The sequence below is a fragment of the Streptomyces sp. DSM 118878 genome (assembly GCF_052936595.1).
Map to the genome: position 1 here is coordinate 817027 of NZ_CP193622.1, position 15888 is coordinate 832914.

Sequence of the window (15888 nt, forward strand, 5' to 3'; positions counted from 1 at the left end):
CGCGGACTCCCGTCAGACGATCGGGTCATGGACGGTGACGAGCTTGGTCCCGTCCGGGAAGGTGGCCTCGACCTGGACGTCGTGGATCATCTCGGGTATGCCCGTCATGACGTCGTCCCGGGTGAGAACCCGGCGCCCGGACGACATCAGCTCGGAGACCGTGCGGCCGTCGCGGGCGCCCTCCAGGATGTGCGAGGTGATGAGGGCGATCGCCTCGGGGTGGTTGAGCAGCAGCCCCCGCGCCCTTCGCTTCTCGGCCACGTCCGCGGCCACATGGATGAGCAGTCTCTCCTGCTCGTGCGGGGTCAGTTGCACGCTTCCCACCTCAAGTCCTCGCTCCGGACCATGCGGGGTCCGGTCGCCGCGCCACCGCGGACGGATATAGATGTAACACACACCGAAGATGCGCGATCTTGCGCACCCTGCTACGAAATCCCCTGGTGGCGTGGCACGGGAGAGTAGTTGGGGGGAGTTTCAACGAGGTTAACCAGCCGTTGACCGGTCCATGACCGTCAGCTGGGCTCCCCCATACTCACCGGCCCATGGCCGTCAGCCGGGCCTCCCATGCTCATCAGGGCGCGCATACCGTTCTGGAGCGCCTCGACGGGCACTTCTTCGAACAGCGCGTACTGGGCGGCGAATCCCTGCGCCGCGGCGATCAGGGTCCGCGCGACATGGTCGGCGGGGACGTCCGCGCGCATCATGCCCGCCTTCTGGTACCCCTCGACGACCGCGACCCAGGCGGCGCGCACCTTCGCATAGACACCCGCCATGAGCGCCGACAGTTCCTCGTCGCGGAGCGTCTCCGTCCAGACCTGGATCATCAGCCGGGGGAAGTACGACCTGGCGCCGTCGCGCAGCCCCGGCTTCAGGTCCAGGACCTCGGAGATCACCTGTCCGATCAGGACGTCCGGCGGGGGCGGGGGGCTCTGCCGGGCGGCCGACTCGAAGACGCCGCTGATCTCGGTCAGGACCTCGGAGACGATCGCGGCGATCAGCTCCTCCTTGCCGCGGAAGTAGCGGTAGACCGCGCCCGCCGAGAGGCCAACCTCCTTCAGCACGTCCTGCATCGAGGTGGCGTGGAAGCCGTTCTGCGCGAAGCAGAATGCGGCACCGTCGATGATCTGCCGACGCCGGGCGTCGAGGTGTTCCTGCGATACGCGTGCCATGCCCTCAAGTTAAAACGAACATTCCTTCTTGACAAGCACGCCACCCCGCAGGACAGTGGGCCCGTACGTAAAACGAACGATCATTCTCTCACTTTCCCTCCGAACGTCTCACCACCGAGGAATGACCATGTCCACTCCCTCCACCGCGGCGCCCGCGATGGGCCGCCGCGCCCTCACGGTGACCCTCCTGGTCCCCGTCCTCGTGACCCTCGCGCTCTGGGCGTTCGCCTGGCCCGCCGCCCGCACCGCCCCGCGCGACCTGCCCCTCGGCGTGGCGGGCACCGCCACCGCCACGGAGCCGATCACCCGGCAACTCGCACGGCACGGAGACGCGTTCGAGATCCACCGTTACGCCGATGAGGCCGCCGCCAGGTCGGCCGTCGAGGACCGGACCGTGTACGGCGCGGTCGTGGCGACCCAGCGGGGCCCCAAGCTGCTGACCGCGACGGCCGCGAGCCCCGTCGTCGCACAGTTGCTGGAGCAGGCGGTACAGCGACAGGCGCCGGAGGGGACCTCGGTGCCGACGGTCGACGTGGTGCCCGCGCCCGCGGCCGATCCGCGGGGGTCGGCCCTCGGGGCGAGCGTGCTGCCGATGGCGATCGCCGGGGTCGCGGCCGGCGCGCTGGTCACCCTGCGGGGGCTGCGCGGGTTCCGCGCGGCGGCGACGCTGGCTGCCACCGCCGTGCTCGTCGGAGCCGTGGCCGCCGCGCTCACGCACAGTTGGCTCGGCATCCTCACCGGCGACTGGTGGGCGGAGGCCGGAGTGCTCGGCCTCTCCACGCTCGCGGTCAGCGCCGCGGTGGCGGGGTTCGCGGCCCTGCTCGGCCCGGCGGGCATCGGGGTGGGCGGCCTGCTGATGGTGCTGCTCGGCAACCCCTTCTCCGGGGTCACCTCGGCGCCGCGACTGCTGCCGGAACCGGTCGGCTTCATCGGGCAGTTGCTGCCCCCGGGCGCCGGCGGGACCCTGCTGCGCTCGGTGGCGTTCTTCGACGGCGCCGGAGCCGCGGTGCCCGCCGTGACCCTCGGCGCGTGGGCCGTGCTGGGCCTGGCGGCCGTCGTCCTCGGCTCGGCGGTGCGTAGTCGGCGGGCGCCGGCCGCGGCGGAGCCCACGGCGCGGCGGGAGGCCGCGGCGATCGGCTGAGTCCGGGCGGTACGTGAGCGACGGAGGCCGGGAGCGGCGTAAGCCCCGGGCGGCCCTGGAGTACGGCCTTGTCGACCGCGTCATCCCGAGCCGCAAGGCCTCGCTCGGCGCGCGCGACGCGGGGTGAGGCACGGATGCCGCCACCCGAACCGCCGCCGCTGCCCGCCCTCACCCGGGCCGAGGCCGAGCTGATCGACCGTTATCTGGAGGTCGTCGACCTGCCGGGCCGGATCAACCGGGGCGTCAGCGGGGCGGGACGCGCTGACGCTCATGCACCAGCGGGGCGAGAGCGAGTTGCACGCCCGGACCCTCGCCCGGGCGTTGCGCGTCCTCGACGGCGAACGGCGGGCCGAGCGGGTCGCCGTGCCGCCGTCACCGGGCGGGTGACCGGCACGCGCCGCATCCCGAAACGTCCGGCTCCGTTTTGAAACGGACCAGATGAGCTACCCCCGATGGCGTACGAATCCATCTTTCTTTGCGCGGCCGCGAGTTGCGCGGCACACGCACATCAAGCCCGGAATAAGACGTTCCGCTGCTGGTCGAGCCGTCGTCAGGCCCCCGGGGCGGGGGGCCGATTCGGCCCTGTCCACCCGAACAGGTCAGTCGTGAGTAGCCTCACAAAAGGACGTTTCGGCTCGGTTTTTTCGCCCTTGTCGGGTCAAGATCCCCTTCGACGACAAGCCCCCGCCACAGCGGCGGGGCGATCCGGGCGGACGCCTAATCCTGCCGCCGCCCCGGATGACCGGTCGACATCGGTGCATCGGCAGGAGTGGAGGACCCGAGTACGACGGGCCCGCCCGGAAAGTCCGGGCGACGCCCTTGGGGTGAAGCCGCAGAGCACGACGCGGCCGGGCATCTTCGCCTGCCCGAACCCGACAGGTCATCCTTCTCAGGCGGCTGACGAAGGGTTACGCATGTCCGCGGAGAATCACATTCCGTCGCTGCTCGGCAAGGCCGGTGCCGCATCGGCTCTCACACTCGCCGTCGTGGGCGGCACGCTCGTGGCCCCCGGGCTCACGACGGAAGCGCACGCGGCCGCACACGCGACGAAGGCGCTCAAGGTCGCGGCGTCCAAGAAGGGGGCGCCCTACGCGTACGGAGCGACGGGCCCTCACCGATTCGACTGCTCGGGGCTGACGCAGTACTCGTTCAAGCGCACGGGCAAGAAGCTGCCGCGCACCGCCGCCGCGCAGTACAACAAGACCCGGCACATCGGCAAGTCGCAACGGACCCCCGGTGACCTGGTGTTCTTCCACTCGGGCCGGAGCGTCTACCACGTCGGCATCTACGCGGGTAACGGCCGCATCTGGCACTCGCCCAAGACGGGGGCCGTGGTGCGCCTGGAGAAGATCTGGTCCAACAGCGTCTGGTACGGCAGGGTCCGCTGACCGACCATGCTTGGGGCGCGCCCGTTCGGATACTCGTACCGGATGTCGGACGACTACTCCTGCACCGCTCGCAATGAGACGCCGTTGGAGCGCGCCGACCGCAACTTCGCCGAGCTGCTCCAGGAGTTGCGGGTCACGCAGACCGGCGTGCAGATCCTGTTCGCCTTCCTGCTCGGTCTCGCCTTCACGCCGCGCTTCCCCTCGCTCGACGCGGTGCAGCGCGGCACCTACGTCACGACGCTGCTGCTCGCCGTGGCCGCCGCGGCGCTCTTCACGGCGCCCGCCGCGCTGCACAGGTCGCTGTTCCAGCAGCGCGTCAAGCCGCTGATCGTGCGCGTCTCCGCCCGCCTCGCCGCCGTCGGCCTCGCCGTGCTGGTGCTCGCCCTGACCGGGTCCGTGCTGCTCGTGGTGGACGTGACGGTCGGAAGGGCCGCGGGCGTCGGGGCCGCCGCGGGGACCCTGACGGTCTGTGTGGGGCTGTGGGGCGTGCTGCCGCGGCTCGTGCGGCGCTCGGGGCAGCACGCCGAGGCTGCCGCCGCACGCGACGTCCCGCACTTCACTCCGGTGACGGCCCGCGGAGGCGTCGCGCGGCCCTGGCGCCGGGAGCAGTGCCGGTGACAGCGCCGCGGGCGCGGCACTGACCGATGCGCGGTCAGCGCGCGGCGTCGCGCGACCCGTCCTGGACGGACACCGTCCAGGGCAGAGCGATCCACACGGTCTTGCCCCCCTCGTCGGTGGGGCTCACCGAGAGACGGCCGCCGCACTCGGCGGTGAGCATACGGATGATGACCATGCCCCGGCCGTTGTCCTGCTGGACGGCCGCGGGCAGCCGGCGCGGATAGCGGGGATGGCTGTCGGTGACGCCGATCCGCAGTTGCTCGTCCCGGTCCAGCTCCACGTCCACGGTGAACGTGGGCGACTGCCCGCGCGTGTGCTGCACGGCGTTGGTGGCGAGTTCGGAGACGATGAGTCTGACCGTGTCCCCCACCTCGGCACCGCCCGGCAGCCCCCACTCCGCGAGCACCTTCGACACGTACTTCCTGGCCGCGGAGACCGAGGCAGGATCGCTCGGCAGAGTGACGGATGCTTCCTTGCGATCTGCCATGGCGACGCCCCTTTCCCACCGGGGCCGGTCTCCGACTCGGAGCGGATGACCCGAGGACGGTCCCGGACTGGTGCTTCGCGCCAGCCTCCCACTGCTCGGCCGCTCTCGGGTGGCGATCCACCGAGATGTGCATATATCTGTCGCTCGATGCGGTGAACTCTGCAACGACCGAGCGTATTTGGGCGCGAGGTCGGAGCTTGTTCTACTGTCCCCCGTGACTCCGGCCCATGCCGCCGGGGATGTCGACGGATCTGTCCGGAAGGGGACGGGCATGCAGTACGGGCCCGCGGTGCGCCGACGCCAGCTCGGTGCCGAACTGCGGTCGCTGCGCGGACAGGCCGGGCTCACCAGCAGTGAGGCGGCGGCCAGGCTCGGCTGGCACCAGTCCAAGGTGAGCCGCATCGAGACGGGCCGCAGCGGGGTGAAGTCCTCGGACGTGCGACGCCTGCTCGACCTGTACGACGTGCGGGACCCGCGCCTCAATGACCTGCTCGCGGCCCTGGCCGGAACCGAAGACGCCGGTGAGGGCCGCCACCACTGGTGGAAGGCCTACCGCGACCTGCTGCCCGCGGCCTACCGCGACTTCATCAGCCTGGAGTCGCAGGCGAGCCGCATGCGCACCCTGGAGACGGCCGTGGTCCCCGGTCTGCTGCAGACCCGCGACTACGCCCTCGCGGTGACCAGGGCCGCGGTCGGCGGCCTGCCCGACGAGCAGGTCGACGCCCTGGTGGAGGTCCGCCTGGCCCGTCAGGACGTCCTGCGGGCCGATCCGCCGCTGCGCCTGAGCGTGGTGCTCGACGAGGCGGTTTTACGCCGACCGGTGGGCGGCCCCGAGGTTTTCGCGGGGCAGCTCGCCCGGTTGCGGGAGGTGTCCGCGTTGCCGCAGGTGCGACTACAGGTGCTGCCGTTCACCTCTGGAGAGCATGTGGGCCTGACCGGTCCCTTCGTCATTCTTTCGTTTCCGAACACTTCTGATCTGGATGTGGTTGTTCTCGACCACTTGACGAGTAGCCTCTGCCTTGAGCGGAAAGAGGACCTGCGGGCCTACACCCAGGCCTTCAACTCCCTCCGGGACCGGGCGCTTTCACCCGAGGACTCGGAACACTTCATCGCCGGGCTAAGCGACGGCACGAAGGAGGAACCATGACCGCAATGCCTCGGCAGGCCGGCACCAGCAGCCCTCCGCAGGGCGCGCGATGGCGGCGCAGCAGTCACAGCAACGGAATGAACAACTGCGTCGAGACGGCCACGCTCGACTCCGGCAGGCCGAACCGCCTGCTGGCCGTGCGTGACTCCAAGAACACCGAAGGATCCACCCTGCTCTTCTCCCCCGGCCCCTGGGAGACGTTCCTCGACAGCCTTCGGTGAGCCGCCTCCGGCCCCGGTCCGGGACCGGGGCCTGAGCGCCTCAGCGAGGTGCGGTGCGGCTGATCACCTCGACGGCATCGGCGATCTGCGTGTCGGTGAGATCCGCTCGGGCGGTCAGCCGCAGCCGTGAGATGCCGTCCGGCACGGACGGCGGCCTGAAGCAGCCGACCGCCACGCCCGCGGCCCGGCAGTCGGCCGCCCAGCGCACGGCGGGCTCCGCCGCCGGCGCGCGCACGGAGACGACGGCGGCGTCCGGACGTACCGCCGAAAGCCCCTCGGCCGTCAGGCGCCGATGCAGCTCGGCGGCGACCTGCCTGGCCCGTGCGGCCCGTTCGGGCTCGCGTCGGAGCAGCCGCAGGGCCGCGAGCGCGGCGCCCGCAGCGGCGGGCGCGAGGCCGGTGTCGAAGATGAAGGTGCGGGCGGCGTTCACCAGGTGGTCGATGACCTTGGCGGGGCCGAGCACGGCGCCACCCTGGCTCCCGAAGGACTTCGACAGGGTCAGGGTGACCACGGTGTCGGCCGCTCCCGCCAGGCCCGCGGCGTGCGGGGCGCCCCGGCCGCCGTCGCCCAGGACACCGAGCCCGTGGGCGTCGTCGACGACGAGCCCGGCGCCGTACTCCCGGCAGACCGAGGCCAGTCGGGTGAGCGGCGCGGCGTCGCCGTCCACCGAGAACACCGAGTCGGAGACCAGGACGGCGGGGCCGGCGTGTGCGTCCAGCGCCTTGCGCGCCGCGTCGGGGTCGGCGTGCGGCACCACCTGCGTCGTGGCGCGGGCGAGCCGGCAGCCGTCGATCAGCGACGCGTGGTTGCCCGCGTCGGAGACGATCAGCGAGCCGTGCGGGGCCAGCGCGGTGACGGCGGCGAGGTTCGCCGCGTAGCCGGACGACAGCACGAGCGCCGCCTCGAAGCCGCAGAACTCCGCGAGTTCCCGCTCCAGGTCCGCGTGGAGCCGCGTGGAGCCCGTGACGAGCCGGGAGCCGGTGGCTCCGCCGCCCCAGAGCCGGGCCGCGGCGGCGGCGCCCTCGGTGACCTCCGGATGCCGGGTCAGGCCCAGGTAGTCGTTGCTCGCCAGATCCAGGAGGCCCGCGGCATCCGCGTCGCGCGGGCGCAGGGTGCGGACGAGCCCGGCATCGGCGCGCAGCCGTGCCTGCTCGTCGAGCCACTCGAACGGCGAACGCTCCGACGGCGTACGTGCGGGGCTCGGCGAGGCCGGCTCGTTTGTAGACATTGCACAGACCCTAGCCGTCCTGCCATCTGGCCAGGGTGTGGCAATACCCACACCTCAATCCGTTTCTGTTGTGCGAACTCTCCTTGGCCCCGGAGCCTGCCGTACGTAAGGATCAGCGCCATGGATCTGCTGAACACGCTGGTGGACAAGGGGCTTCGGCGCGAGCTGCCGACCCGTGAAGAGGCGCTGGCCGTGCTGGCCACGTCCGACGACGATCTCCTGGACGTAGTGGCCGCCGCCGCGAAGGTGCGGCGGCAGTGGTTCGGGCGTCGGGTGAAACTCAACTACCTGGTCAACCTCAAGTCGGGCCTGTGCCCGGAGGACTGCTCGTACTGTTCGCAGCGGCTCGGCTCCAAGGCCGAGATCCTCAAGTACACCTGGCTGAAGCCGGACGAGGCCTCGCAGGCCGCCGCGGCCGGTGTCGCCGGCGGTGCCAAGCGGGTCTGCCTGGTGGCCAGCGGCCGCGGGCCGACGGACCGTGACGTCGACCGGGTGGCGCAGACCATCGCCGCGGTCAAGGAGCAGAACCACGGCGTCGAGGTGTGCGCCTGTCTCGGCCTGCTCTCGGACGGGCAGGCCGAGCGGCTGCGGGGCGCGGGCGCCGACGCGTACAACCACAACCTGAACACGTCCGAGGCGACGTACGCGGACATCACCAAGACGCACACCTACGCGGACCGCGTGGACACCGTGCAGAAGGCGCACGCGGCCGGGCTCTCCGCCTGCTCCGGGCTGATCGCGGGCATGGGCGAGCGCGACGAGGACCTGGTCGACGTGGTCTTCTCGCTGCGCGAGCTCGACCCGGACTCGGTGCCGGTCAACTTCCTGATCCCCTTCGAGGGCACCCCGCTGGCCAAGGAGTGGAACCTCACGCCGCAGCGCTGTCTGCGCATCCTCGCGATGGTCCGTTTCGTCTGCCCGGACGTCGAGGTGCGCATCGCGGGGGGTCGCGAGGTGCATCTGCGCTCGATGCAGCCGCTCGCCCTGCACCTCGCCAACTCCATCTTCCTGGGCGACTACCTGACCAGCGAGGGCCAGGCGGGCCAGGCGGACCTGGACATGATCGCGGACGCCGGTTTCGAGGTCGAGGGCACCGACCAGGTCACGCTGCCCCGACACCGGGCGGACGCGGCGGGCCGCGGCTCACACGCGACGCCGGGCGGCTGCGGCTCGCACGAGGAGGGCGGTGGCTGCGGTCCTTGCGGTTCGGCGGAGAGCGAGCCGGCGGCAGGGACCACCCCGGCCGAGGCGCGCGCGGATCTGGTGTCGGTACGGCGCCGAGGCGCGGGAACGGACCTCGCACCCAATGCGTGACCTGCCCCAACACCGACTGGACGAACTCGTCGAACTGGACCGCCGCCATGTGTGGCACCCCTACGGACCGATGCCGGGGCGCCAGGAGCCGCTGGTCGTGGCGTCGGCGAACGGGGTGCGGCTGCGCCTCGCCGACGGGTCGGGCGAGCTGGTCGACGGGATGTCGTCGTGGTGGTCGGCGATCCACGGCTACAACCACCCCGTCCTGAACGAAGCCGTGCGCAGTCAGCTCGACCGGATGAGCCACGTCATGTTCGGCGGTCTGACGCACGAGCCCGCCGTGTCCCTCGCGAAACGCCTTGTCGACATGTCTCCCGAGGGTCTCGAACACGTCTTCCTCGCCGACTCGGGCTCGGTCGCGGTCGAGGTCGCGGTGAAGATGTGCCTCCAGCACTGGCGTTCCCTCGGCCGCCCCGAGAAGCGGCGGCTGCTGACGTGGCGCGGCGGCTACCACGGCGACACCTGGCAGCCGATGTCCGTGTGCGACCCCGAGGGCGGCATGCACGAGCTGTGGCAGGGGGTCCTGCCGCGGCAGGTGTTCGCGGACGCGCCGCCGGACGCCTACGAGGAGTCGTACGCGGACCATCTGCGGGAGCTGATCGAGCGCCACGCGGGGGAACTGGCCGCGGTGATCGTGGAGCCCGTGGTGCAGGGCGCGGGCGGGATGCGGTTCCACTCCCCCCGGTATCTGCGCGTGCTGCGCGAGGCGTGCGACGCGCACGACGTGCTCCTGGTCTTCGACGAGATCGCCACGGGCTTCGGCCGCACCGGCGCGCTGTTCGCCGCGGACCACGCGCAGGTCACGCCCGACGTGATGTGTGTCGGCAAGGCGCTGACCGGCGGCTATCTGACCCTGGCGGCGACGCTGTGCACGGCCCGGGTCGCGGACGGCATCTCACGCGGCGAGGTCCCTGTCCTGGCCCACGGGCCGACGTTCATGGGCAACCCGCTGGCCGCGGCGGTGGCCGGCGCCTCGATCGACCTGCTGCTCGGGCAGGACTGGCAGGGCGAGGTCAAGCGCGTCGAGACGGGGCTGCGCGAGGGCCTCGCCGAGGCGGCCGGTCTGCCCGGGGTACGGGACGTCCGCGTCCTGGGGGCGATCGGCGTCGTCCAGCTCGACCACCCGGTGGACATGGCCGCGGCGACCCGGGCGGCGGTGCGCGAAGGCGTGTGGCTGCGGCCGTTCCGGGATCTGGTCTACACGATGCCGCCGTTCGTCACGGGCGACGACGACGTGGCACGCATCGCGCGCGCGGTCCGCGCGGCGGCGAAGGAGGGCTGACATGACGGTGATCGTGGTGTCCGGTACGGGCACGGAGATCGGCAAGACGGTGACGACGGCCGCGGTGGCCGCCGCCGCCCTGGCGGCCGGCCGGAGCGTCGCGGTGCTCAAGCCCGCGCAGACCGGGGTCGCCCCCGGGGAGGCCGGCGACGTCCAGGAGGTGACGCGGCTCGCGGGCGGCGGCATCACCACGCTCGAACTGGCCCGCTTTCCCGAGCCGCTGGCGCCGGACACCGCGGCGAGGCGGGCCGGGATGGCGCAGGTGCGCCCGTACGAGGTCGCCGACGCGGCCGGGAAGCTGGCGACCGAGCACGACCTCGTCCTGGTCGAGGGGGCAGGCGGTCTCCTGGTCCGCCTCGACGACGAGGGCGGCACGCTCGCCGACGCCGCGCGGCTCCTCGACGCCCCCGTCCTGGTGGTGGCCTCGGCGGGCCTCGGCACCCTGAACACGACGGCGCTGACGGCCGAGGCCCTGCTCACGCGGGGCGTCCGGCAGCTCGGCGTCGCCATCGGGAGCTGGCCGGCCACCCCCGACCTGGCCTCCCGCTGCAACCTCGCCGATCTGCCCCGGGCGGCGGGCGCACCCCTCCTCGGCGCGGTCCCGCGGGGGGCGGGCGCCCTCGACGGCGGCGCCTTCCGCGCGGCGGCCGTCGAGTGGCTCTCGCCGGAGCTGGGGGGCACGTGGGACGCGGAGTCCTTCACGCTGCGGGAGGCACCGGCAGGGCGCTGAGACAGGGCCTGGTCACGGTGCGTGCGCTGGGGTGAAGTCCGTCGCCCCGGCGCACGGCTCCTGGCCGCGGACAGGGGAATTCGGGCCGCGCCTGGGCAGCATTGCGGTAACAGCTCGCCCCGCCGAGGAGGGCCCATGTCTCCGCGCTCCGCAAGGACGGCGTCCAAGGACGCCGTGCACCACCCCGTCTTCGCCCGCTTCTACGCCCGCCAGAGCGTGGCCGCGGAGCGCGTGCTCTCCGCTCACCGCAAGGAGCTGCTCGCCGGGCTCAGTGGCCGGGTGATCGAGGTCGGGGCGGGCAACGGGCTCAACTTCCCGCACTACCCGGGCGCGGTCTCCGAGGTCGTGGCGATCGAACCGGAGCGCCTGCTGAGGAAGCTGGCCATGGAGGCGGCGCACCGTGCCGACGTGCCGGTCGACGTGGTGCCGGGCGCCGCCGAGGCGCTGCCCGTCAAGAGCGAGGCCTTCGACGCGGCCGTCGTCTCCCTGGTGCTGTGCAGCGTGCGGGACGTGCGGCGGGCGCTCGGTGAGCTGCACCGGGTGCTGCGGCCCGGCGGTGAGCTGCGCTTCTTCGAGCACGGCCGGGCGCCGGGCACCCTGATGGCGACCGCCCAGCGGGTCCTGGACCGCACGGTGTGGCCGCCGCTGTGCGGCGGCTGTCACGTCGCGCGGAGCCCCGTGGAGTCCCTGGTCGACGCGGGCTTCGACGTCGGCCCCTACCGGCGGTTCCTGGTGCCCGCGAAGGGGCCGCGCCTGCCCTTCTCGTACTGCGTGCTCGGCACGGCGCGGCGGCCGGAGCTGTCCTGACGCACGGTGTCCTGACCCGCGGTGTCCTGACCCATGGTGTCCGCCGCGCGGGGCCCGCCGTTCACAGGCTCCACCGGCGCAGTTCCTCCGCGATGGCGTGCACGCTCGCGCCGTCCTCCTTCACCAGGCGGGCCAGGTCGCGCACCTGCTCGGGAGAGGTGACGACCTTGGTGCCGCTGGAGACGAGATAGGCGTAGGCCACGGAGGCGGCGAAGAGCGCGTTGGAGCGTTCGAGCGCGGGGATGTGCAGCAGGATCTGGAGGAGCGCGGCGGCCCGGTCGTGCGGTGTCTCGTAGACGGGGATGCCGAATATCTCCGCCTCGTGCCGGCTGACGGCGGCGACGAGCGCGCCCCAGTCGGTGACCGCCGGGTCCCCGGGCGTCTTGTGTTCGGCGATCATCAGGAGCCAGGCAAGATCGATTCTGAGGTTCAACGGCTCAACGGCGATCTTCACCGAACGGGCGCGTGGCGTCGTGCAGGTGGCGTACGGGAGCCTCGCTGACCGCGCGGCTGCCCTCGCGGTCCTGGCCGAACTCCTCGGCGAAGACGCTCTCGTACTGCTTCATGAAATCGGCGGCGGCCTCGACGAACGTGTGGCCGATCTCTCCGGCGTCCTGTTTCACGAGTTCCTCTATGTAGCGGTTGACGCTGATGCCTCGGGCCAAGGCGCGCTCCCGGGCGGCCCGAGCGGTGTCCTCGTCCACCCGTACGTTCAGCTGAGTCTTCGCCATTCCTTCAAGCTAGCGCCGAGGTGCTATCACGACAAGGGCGCCGGATCGTGCCCCTTACATGCGTCCCGGCACCCCGACCTCGGAGGGATACCGGGACCGGTCCCGCCCCACTACTGTTCGCGCATACACGGGAGTTGGAACGGCCACACACCAGGAGGCCGCCTTGTCCACACCTGCTTCGGCACCGTCCACGGGCCGGCCGGGAGCCGCCGGAACCGCCGCGCGCGCCCGCGGGCTCACCAAGGCCTACGGCTCGGGCGAGACGACCGTGCTGGCCCTGGACTCGGTCGACGTGGACATCGCACGCGAGCGCTTCACGGCCGTCATGGGGCCCTCGGGCTCGGGCAAGTCCACCCTCATGCACTGCCTCGCCGGGCTCGACAACGTATCGGCGGGGCAGGTGTGGCTGGGCGACACGGAGATCACGGGGCTCAAGGAGCGGGAGCTGACCCGGCTGCGGCGGGACCGCGTCGGCTTCATGTTCCAGTCCTTCAACCTCATCCCCACGCTCAACGCCCTGGAGAACATCACGCTCCCGATGGACATCGCCGGGCAGCGGCCCGACCGCGACTGGCTGGAGCACGTCATCGACACCCTGGGACTGCGGGACCGCCTCAAGCACCGGCCCGCGCAACTCTCCGGCGGACAGCAGCAGCGCGTGGCCTGCGCGCGGGCGCTGGCCTCCAGACCGGAGCTGATCTTCGCCGACGAGCCGACGGGCAACCTCGACTCCCGGGCGGGCCTCGAAGTGCTCGGATTCCTGCGCGAGGCGGTCGACCAACTGGGCCAGACCGTGGTCATGGTGACCCATGACCCGAGCGCCGCCGCCACCTCCGACCTGGTTCTCTTCCTCGGCGACGGGCGGATCGTGGACGACATGGCACGCCCGACGGCCGACGGGGTGCTCGAACGCATGAAACGGTTCGACGCCCTGGGCGCGGTACCGCCCGACGGCCCGGCACCCTCCGACGGCACCACCGAGCAGAGCTGAACCGGGGGCTGCCGTGCTGAAGGCGACGCTCAGAAGCTTCCTCGCGCACAAGGGCCGGCTCGCGCTCTCCGCCCTCGCCGTCCTCCTCTCGGTGGCGTTCGTGGCCGGCAGCCTGATCTTCTCGGACACCGTGAGCCGCACCTTCGACCGGCTGTTCGCCTCCACGTCGGCCGACGTCATGATCGGCCCGGAGGACGACCTCGACGAGGCCGTGCCGTCGGGGCGGACCCCGACGGTGCCCGCGAGCCTGCGGGAGCGGGTGGCGAGGGTCGAGGGCGTCGCCGACGCGCACCTGGACGTCTCCGTCGACAACGTCACCGTCGTCGACCGCGACAACGACCCCGTGGGGTCGACGACCGGCGCGCCGACCATCGCCACGAACTGGTACGTCACCGACCGCAGCCCGGTGAAGCTCACCTCGGGCCACGCCCCGCGCGGCGCGGGCCAGGCGATCCTGGACGCGGACACGGCCGACAAGAAGAACGTGGAGATCGGCGACACCCTCACCGTCCTCGCCCGCCCCGGCTCCTTCGAGGTCGAGATCGTCGGCATCGCCACCTTCACCGCCACCAACCCGGGAGCGGCCCTCGTCTTCCTGGAGACAAAGAGCGCCCAACGCGGACTGCTCGGCTCGGTCAAGGAGGCGACGAGCGTCTCGGTGACCGCCGCCGACGGCGTCGACGACACCGCCCTCAAGCGGCGCATCGCCGCCGAGGTGGGCTCCGGCCACACCCTGGAGACCGCCGACGAGCAGGCCGACTCCGCCGCCTCCGACCTGGGCGGCTTCCTGGACATCATCAAGTACGTGATGCTCGGCTTCGCCGGTATCGCCGTCCTCGTCGGCATCTTCCTGATCGTCAACACCTTCTCCATGCTGATCGCGCAGCGCACCCGCGAGCTCGGCCTGCTGCGGGCCCTCGGCGCCGACCGCAGCCAGGTGCGCCGCTCCGTGCTCATCGAGGCCCTGCTGCTCGGCCTGGCCGGCTCCACGCTGGGACTCGCCGTCGGCGTCGGCCTCGCCCTGGGCCTCATCGAGCTGATGGGCGTCCTGGGGATGAACCTGAAGTCCACGGAGATGGTCGTGACCTGGGTGACCCCCGTGGCGTCGTACGTCGTCGGGGTCGGTGTCACGTTCGTCGCCGCGTACCTCCCGGCGCGCCGGGCCGCGCACGTCTCGCCGATGGCGGCGCTCGCGGACGCCGAGATCGCCGGGGTGGGGCGGCCGTTGAAGGTGCGGGCCGTGGTGGGCTCCGTCGTCGCGCTGGGCGGGGCCGCCGCGCTCATCGGCTGCGCCGCGGCCGAGAAGACCTCGACGGCGGCTTCCCTGCTGGGCCTCGGCATCGTCCTGAGCCTCGTCGCCACCGTCATCGCGGGGCCCCTCCTGGTACGGCCGGTGATCCGGGTGCTCGGCGGGGCGTTCCCCGCCGTCTTCGGCTCGGTGGGCCGGATGAGCCAGCGCAACGCGCTGCGCAATCCGCGCAGGACCGGCGCGACGGCCGCCGCGCTGATGGTGGGCATCGCGCTGGTCGGCGGCCTCTCCGTGGCGAGCGCGTCGATGACGAAGTCCTTCGACAAGCAGATCGACGCCACGCTCGGCGCCGACTTCGTCGTGCAGAACAGCAACTTCATGCCCTTCTCGCCGGAGATCACCGCGAAGGTCGAGGACATCGGGGGCGCCGGTCTCGTCGTACGCCAGCGTTTCGCCCCCCTCGAACTGTCGCTGCCCGACGGCGAGAAGGTCGAGTCGACCGCCGCGGGCTACGATCCGCGGCTCGACGACGTCGCCAAGGTGACCTATGCCGAGGGGAGTTCGCGGGCCGCGCTCGCGCCGGGGCACATCGGCATGGACAAGGAGTTCGCGGCGGAGCACCGGGTGCGCCTCGGCGACGAGCTGTCCGTGACGTTCCCGGAGAAGCGGAAGGCCACGCTGACGGTGGGCGCCCTCACCGATCAGGAGGCGCCCGAGGGGTTCGGCATCGAGGGCGGGATCTTCCTGGGGCTCGGCACGGTCGAGAAGTACGTGCCCGGTGGCCAGGACTCCGCCGTGTACGTCAACGCCGCCGCCGGGACGGACCCGGACGCGCTGCGCGAGCGCCTGGAGAAGGCCCTCGATCCGTATCCGCAGGTGCAGGTCCGCGACCAGGCCGACTACAAGGAACTCATCCGCGGGCAGATCGCCGTGATGCTCTACCTCGTCTACGCCCTGCTCGGCCTCGCGATCGTCATCGCCGTCCTCGGCGTGGTCAACACGCTGGCCCTCTCGGTCGTGGAGCGCACCCGGGAGATCGGACTGCTGCGCGCCATCGGGCTCGGCAGGCGTCAGCTGCGGCGGATGATCCGCCTGGAGTCGGTGGTGATCGCCGTCTTCGGGGCCCTCCTCGGGCTGGCGCTCGGCCTGGTCTGGGGCGTCGCCGTACAGCAGGTCCTGGCGCTCCAGGGCATGAAGGAGCTGGCTTTCCCCTGGCCGACGATCCTGGCGGTGGTGCTCGGCTCGGTGGTCGTCGGTCTCGCGGCGGCCCTGCTTCCGGCGCTGCGGGCGTCGCGGATGAACGTACTGGCGGCGATCGCGCACGAGTGAGGGGCAGCGCCCTGTGGCTCCCCGCCGCGCGCGAAGCACCGTCCGCATCGTGAAAA

At 72.0% G+C, this 15888-nt stretch carries 17 protein-coding genes and 1 pseudogene; 12 read left to right on the forward strand and 6 right to left on the reverse strand.

The window, feature by feature from the left end; genetic code table 11:
- Window positions 1-12: 12 nt before the first annotated feature.
- Both ACRAKF_RS03540 and ACRAKF_RS03545 read right to left on the reverse strand, forming a co-directional pair.
- Window positions 13-315, reverse strand: a complete 303-nt coding sequence (locus tag ACRAKF_RS03540; protein WP_447035319.1) for an urease subunit gamma — start codon at window positions 313-315, stop codon at window positions 13-15.
- Between the two features lie 197 nt (window positions 316-512).
- Window positions 513-1169: a TetR/AcrR family transcriptional regulator gene (locus ACRAKF_RS03545; protein WP_447035320.1), complete on the reverse strand. Its 657-nt coding sequence runs from the start codon at window positions 1167-1169 to the stop codon at window positions 513-515.
- A gap of 127 nt (window positions 1170-1296) precedes the next feature.
- Between ACRAKF_RS03545 and ACRAKF_RS03550 the strand changes: the two genes are divergently transcribed.
- The 4 genes and pseudogenes from ACRAKF_RS03550 to ACRAKF_RS03565 all read left to right on the forward strand — a co-directional run bounded on the left by ACRAKF_RS03550 (window position 1297) and on the right by ACRAKF_RS03565 (window position 4316).
- Window positions 1297-2310, forward strand: a complete 1014-nt coding sequence (locus ACRAKF_RS03550; protein ID WP_447035321.1) for an ABC transporter permease — start codon at window positions 1297-1299, stop codon at window positions 2308-2310.
- 134 nt (window positions 2311-2444) lie between these two features.
- Window positions 2445-2697: pseudogene (locus tag ACRAKF_RS03555) on the forward strand (hypothetical protein).
- Between the two features lie 527 nt (window positions 2698-3224).
- Window positions 3225-3698 carry a C40 family peptidase gene (locus tag ACRAKF_RS03560; RefSeq protein ID WP_447035322.1) on the forward strand — a complete coding sequence of 158 codons (474 nt, stop codon included), beginning with the start codon at window positions 3225-3227 and terminating at the stop codon, window positions 3696-3698.
- Window positions 3699-3740: 42 nt separating this feature from the next.
- Complete coding sequence (locus tag ACRAKF_RS03565) at window positions 3741-4316, forward strand: DUF6328 family protein (RefSeq protein WP_447035324.1); 576 nt, start codon at window positions 3741-3743, stop codon at window positions 4314-4316.
- A 34-nt stretch (window positions 4317-4350) separates the two neighbouring features.
- Here the strand turns inward: ACRAKF_RS03565 and ACRAKF_RS03570 are convergent, their stop codons facing one another.
- Window positions 4351-4803: an ATP-binding protein gene (locus tag ACRAKF_RS03570; protein ID WP_447035325.1), complete on the reverse strand. Its 453-nt coding sequence runs from the start codon at window positions 4801-4803 to the stop codon at window positions 4351-4353.
- A 271-nt stretch (window positions 4804-5074) separates the two neighbouring features.
- Between ACRAKF_RS03570 and ACRAKF_RS03575 the strand changes: the two genes are divergently transcribed.
- Window positions 5075-5950: a helix-turn-helix domain-containing protein gene (locus ACRAKF_RS03575; protein ID WP_447035326.1), complete on the forward strand. Its 876-nt coding sequence runs from the start codon at window positions 5075-5077 to the stop codon at window positions 5948-5950.
- A complete protein-coding gene (locus tag ACRAKF_RS03580; protein WP_447035328.1) occupies window positions 5947-6171 on the forward strand; it encodes a DUF397 domain-containing protein in 225 nt (74 codons plus the stop codon). Before ACRAKF_RS03575 ends, ACRAKF_RS03580 begins: the two co-directional genes overlap by 4 nt.
- Window positions 6172-6211: 40 nt before the next feature.
- Here ACRAKF_RS03580 and ACRAKF_RS03585 read toward each other — a convergent pair whose 3' ends face one another.
- Window positions 6212-7399, reverse strand: a complete 1188-nt coding sequence (locus ACRAKF_RS03585; RefSeq protein ID WP_447035329.1) for an 8-amino-7-oxononanoate synthase — start codon at window positions 7397-7399, stop codon at window positions 6212-6214.
- Window positions 7400-7519: 120 nt separating this feature from the next.
- Between ACRAKF_RS03585 and bioB the strand changes: the two genes are divergently transcribed.
- The 4 genes from bioB to ACRAKF_RS03605 all read left to right on the forward strand — a co-directional run bounded on the left by bioB (window position 7520) and on the right by ACRAKF_RS03605 (window position 11532).
- A complete protein-coding gene (bioB, locus tag ACRAKF_RS03590; RefSeq protein WP_447035330.1) occupies window positions 7520-8713 on the forward strand; it encodes a biotin synthase BioB in 1194 nt (397 codons plus the stop codon).
- Window positions 8706-9995 carry an adenosylmethionine--8-amino-7-oxononanoate transaminase gene (locus ACRAKF_RS03595; protein ID WP_447035331.1) on the forward strand — a complete coding sequence of 430 codons (1290 nt, stop codon included), beginning with the start codon at window positions 8706-8708 and terminating at the stop codon, window positions 9993-9995. The genes bioB and ACRAKF_RS03595 overlap by 8 nt, the downstream gene beginning before the upstream one ends.
- A 1-nt stretch (window position 9996) precedes the next feature.
- Window positions 9997-10725, forward strand: a complete 729-nt coding sequence (bioD, locus tag ACRAKF_RS03600; RefSeq protein WP_447035332.1) for a dethiobiotin synthase — start codon at window positions 9997-9999, stop codon at window positions 10723-10725.
- Between the two features lie 135 nt (window positions 10726-10860).
- Window positions 10861-11532, forward strand: a complete 672-nt coding sequence (locus ACRAKF_RS03605; RefSeq protein ID WP_447035333.1) for a class I SAM-dependent methyltransferase — start codon at window positions 10861-10863, stop codon at window positions 11530-11532.
- A 61-nt stretch (window positions 11533-11593) separates the two neighbouring features.
- Here ACRAKF_RS03605 and ACRAKF_RS03610 read toward each other — a convergent pair whose 3' ends face one another.
- A complete protein-coding gene (locus ACRAKF_RS03610) occupies window positions 11594-11965 on the reverse strand; it encodes a fic family toxin-antitoxin system, toxin component (RefSeq protein ID WP_447035334.1) in 372 nt (123 codons plus the stop codon).
- Between the two features lie 4 nt (window positions 11966-11969).
- Complete coding sequence (locus ACRAKF_RS03615) at window positions 11970-12263, reverse strand: toxin-antitoxin system HicB family antitoxin (protein WP_447035335.1); 294 nt, start codon at window positions 12261-12263, stop codon at window positions 11970-11972.
- Between the two features lie 163 nt (window positions 12264-12426).
- On the opposite strand from ACRAKF_RS03615, the gene ACRAKF_RS03620 reads away from it, so the two are divergent.
- A complete protein-coding gene (locus tag ACRAKF_RS03620) occupies window positions 12427-13254 on the forward strand; it encodes an ABC transporter ATP-binding protein (protein ID WP_447035336.1) in 828 nt (275 codons plus the stop codon).
- 13 nt (window positions 13255-13267) lie between these two features.
- A complete protein-coding gene (locus ACRAKF_RS03625; RefSeq protein WP_447035338.1) occupies window positions 13268-15832 on the forward strand; it encodes an ABC transporter permease in 2565 nt (854 codons plus the stop codon).
- Window positions 15833-15888 lie beyond the last annotated feature (56 nt).

Coding starts and splice junctions, on each gene's coding strand:
- ACRAKF_RS03585 (WP_447035329.1), bottom strand. CDS start 7,399: ATGTCTACAAACGAGCCGGCCTCGCCGAGCCCCGCACGTACGCCGTCG.
- ACRAKF_RS03615 (WP_447035335.1), bottom strand. CDS start 12,263: ATGGCGAAGACTCAGCTGAACGTACGGGTGGACGAGGACACCGCTCGG.
- ACRAKF_RS03605 (WP_447035333.1), top strand. CDS start 10,861: ATGTCTCCGCGCTCCGCAAGGACGGCGTCCAAGGACGCCGTGCACCAC.
- ACRAKF_RS03575 (WP_447035326.1), top strand. CDS start 5,075: ATGCAGTACGGGCCCGCGGTGCGCCGACGCCAGCTCGGTGCCGAACTG.
- ACRAKF_RS03580 (WP_447035328.1), top strand. CDS start 5,947: ATGACCGCAATGCCTCGGCAGGCCGGCACCAGCAGCCCTCCGCAGGGC.
- ACRAKF_RS03570 (WP_447035325.1), bottom strand. CDS start 4,803: ATGGCAGATCGCAAGGAAGCATCCGTCACTCTGCCGAGCGATCCTGCC.
- ACRAKF_RS03545 (WP_447035320.1), bottom strand. CDS start 1,169: ATGGCACGCGTATCGCAGGAACACCTCGACGCCCGGCGTCGGCAGATC.
- ACRAKF_RS03595 (WP_447035331.1), top strand. CDS start 8,706: ATGCGTGACCTGCCCCAACACCGACTGGACGAACTCGTCGAACTGGAC.
- ACRAKF_RS03550 (WP_447035321.1), top strand. CDS start 1,297: ATGTCCACTCCCTCCACCGCGGCGCCCGCGATGGGCCGCCGCGCCCTC.
- ACRAKF_RS03560 (WP_447035322.1), top strand. CDS start 3,225: ATGTCCGCGGAGAATCACATTCCGTCGCTGCTCGGCAAGGCCGGTGCC.
- bioD (WP_447035332.1), top strand. CDS start 9,997: ATGACGGTGATCGTGGTGTCCGGTACGGGCACGGAGATCGGCAAGACG.
- ACRAKF_RS03565 (WP_447035324.1), top strand. CDS start 3,741: ATGTCGGACGACTACTCCTGCACCGCTCGCAATGAGACGCCGTTGGAG.
- bioB (WP_447035330.1), top strand. CDS start 7,520: ATGGATCTGCTGAACACGCTGGTGGACAAGGGGCTTCGGCGCGAGCTG.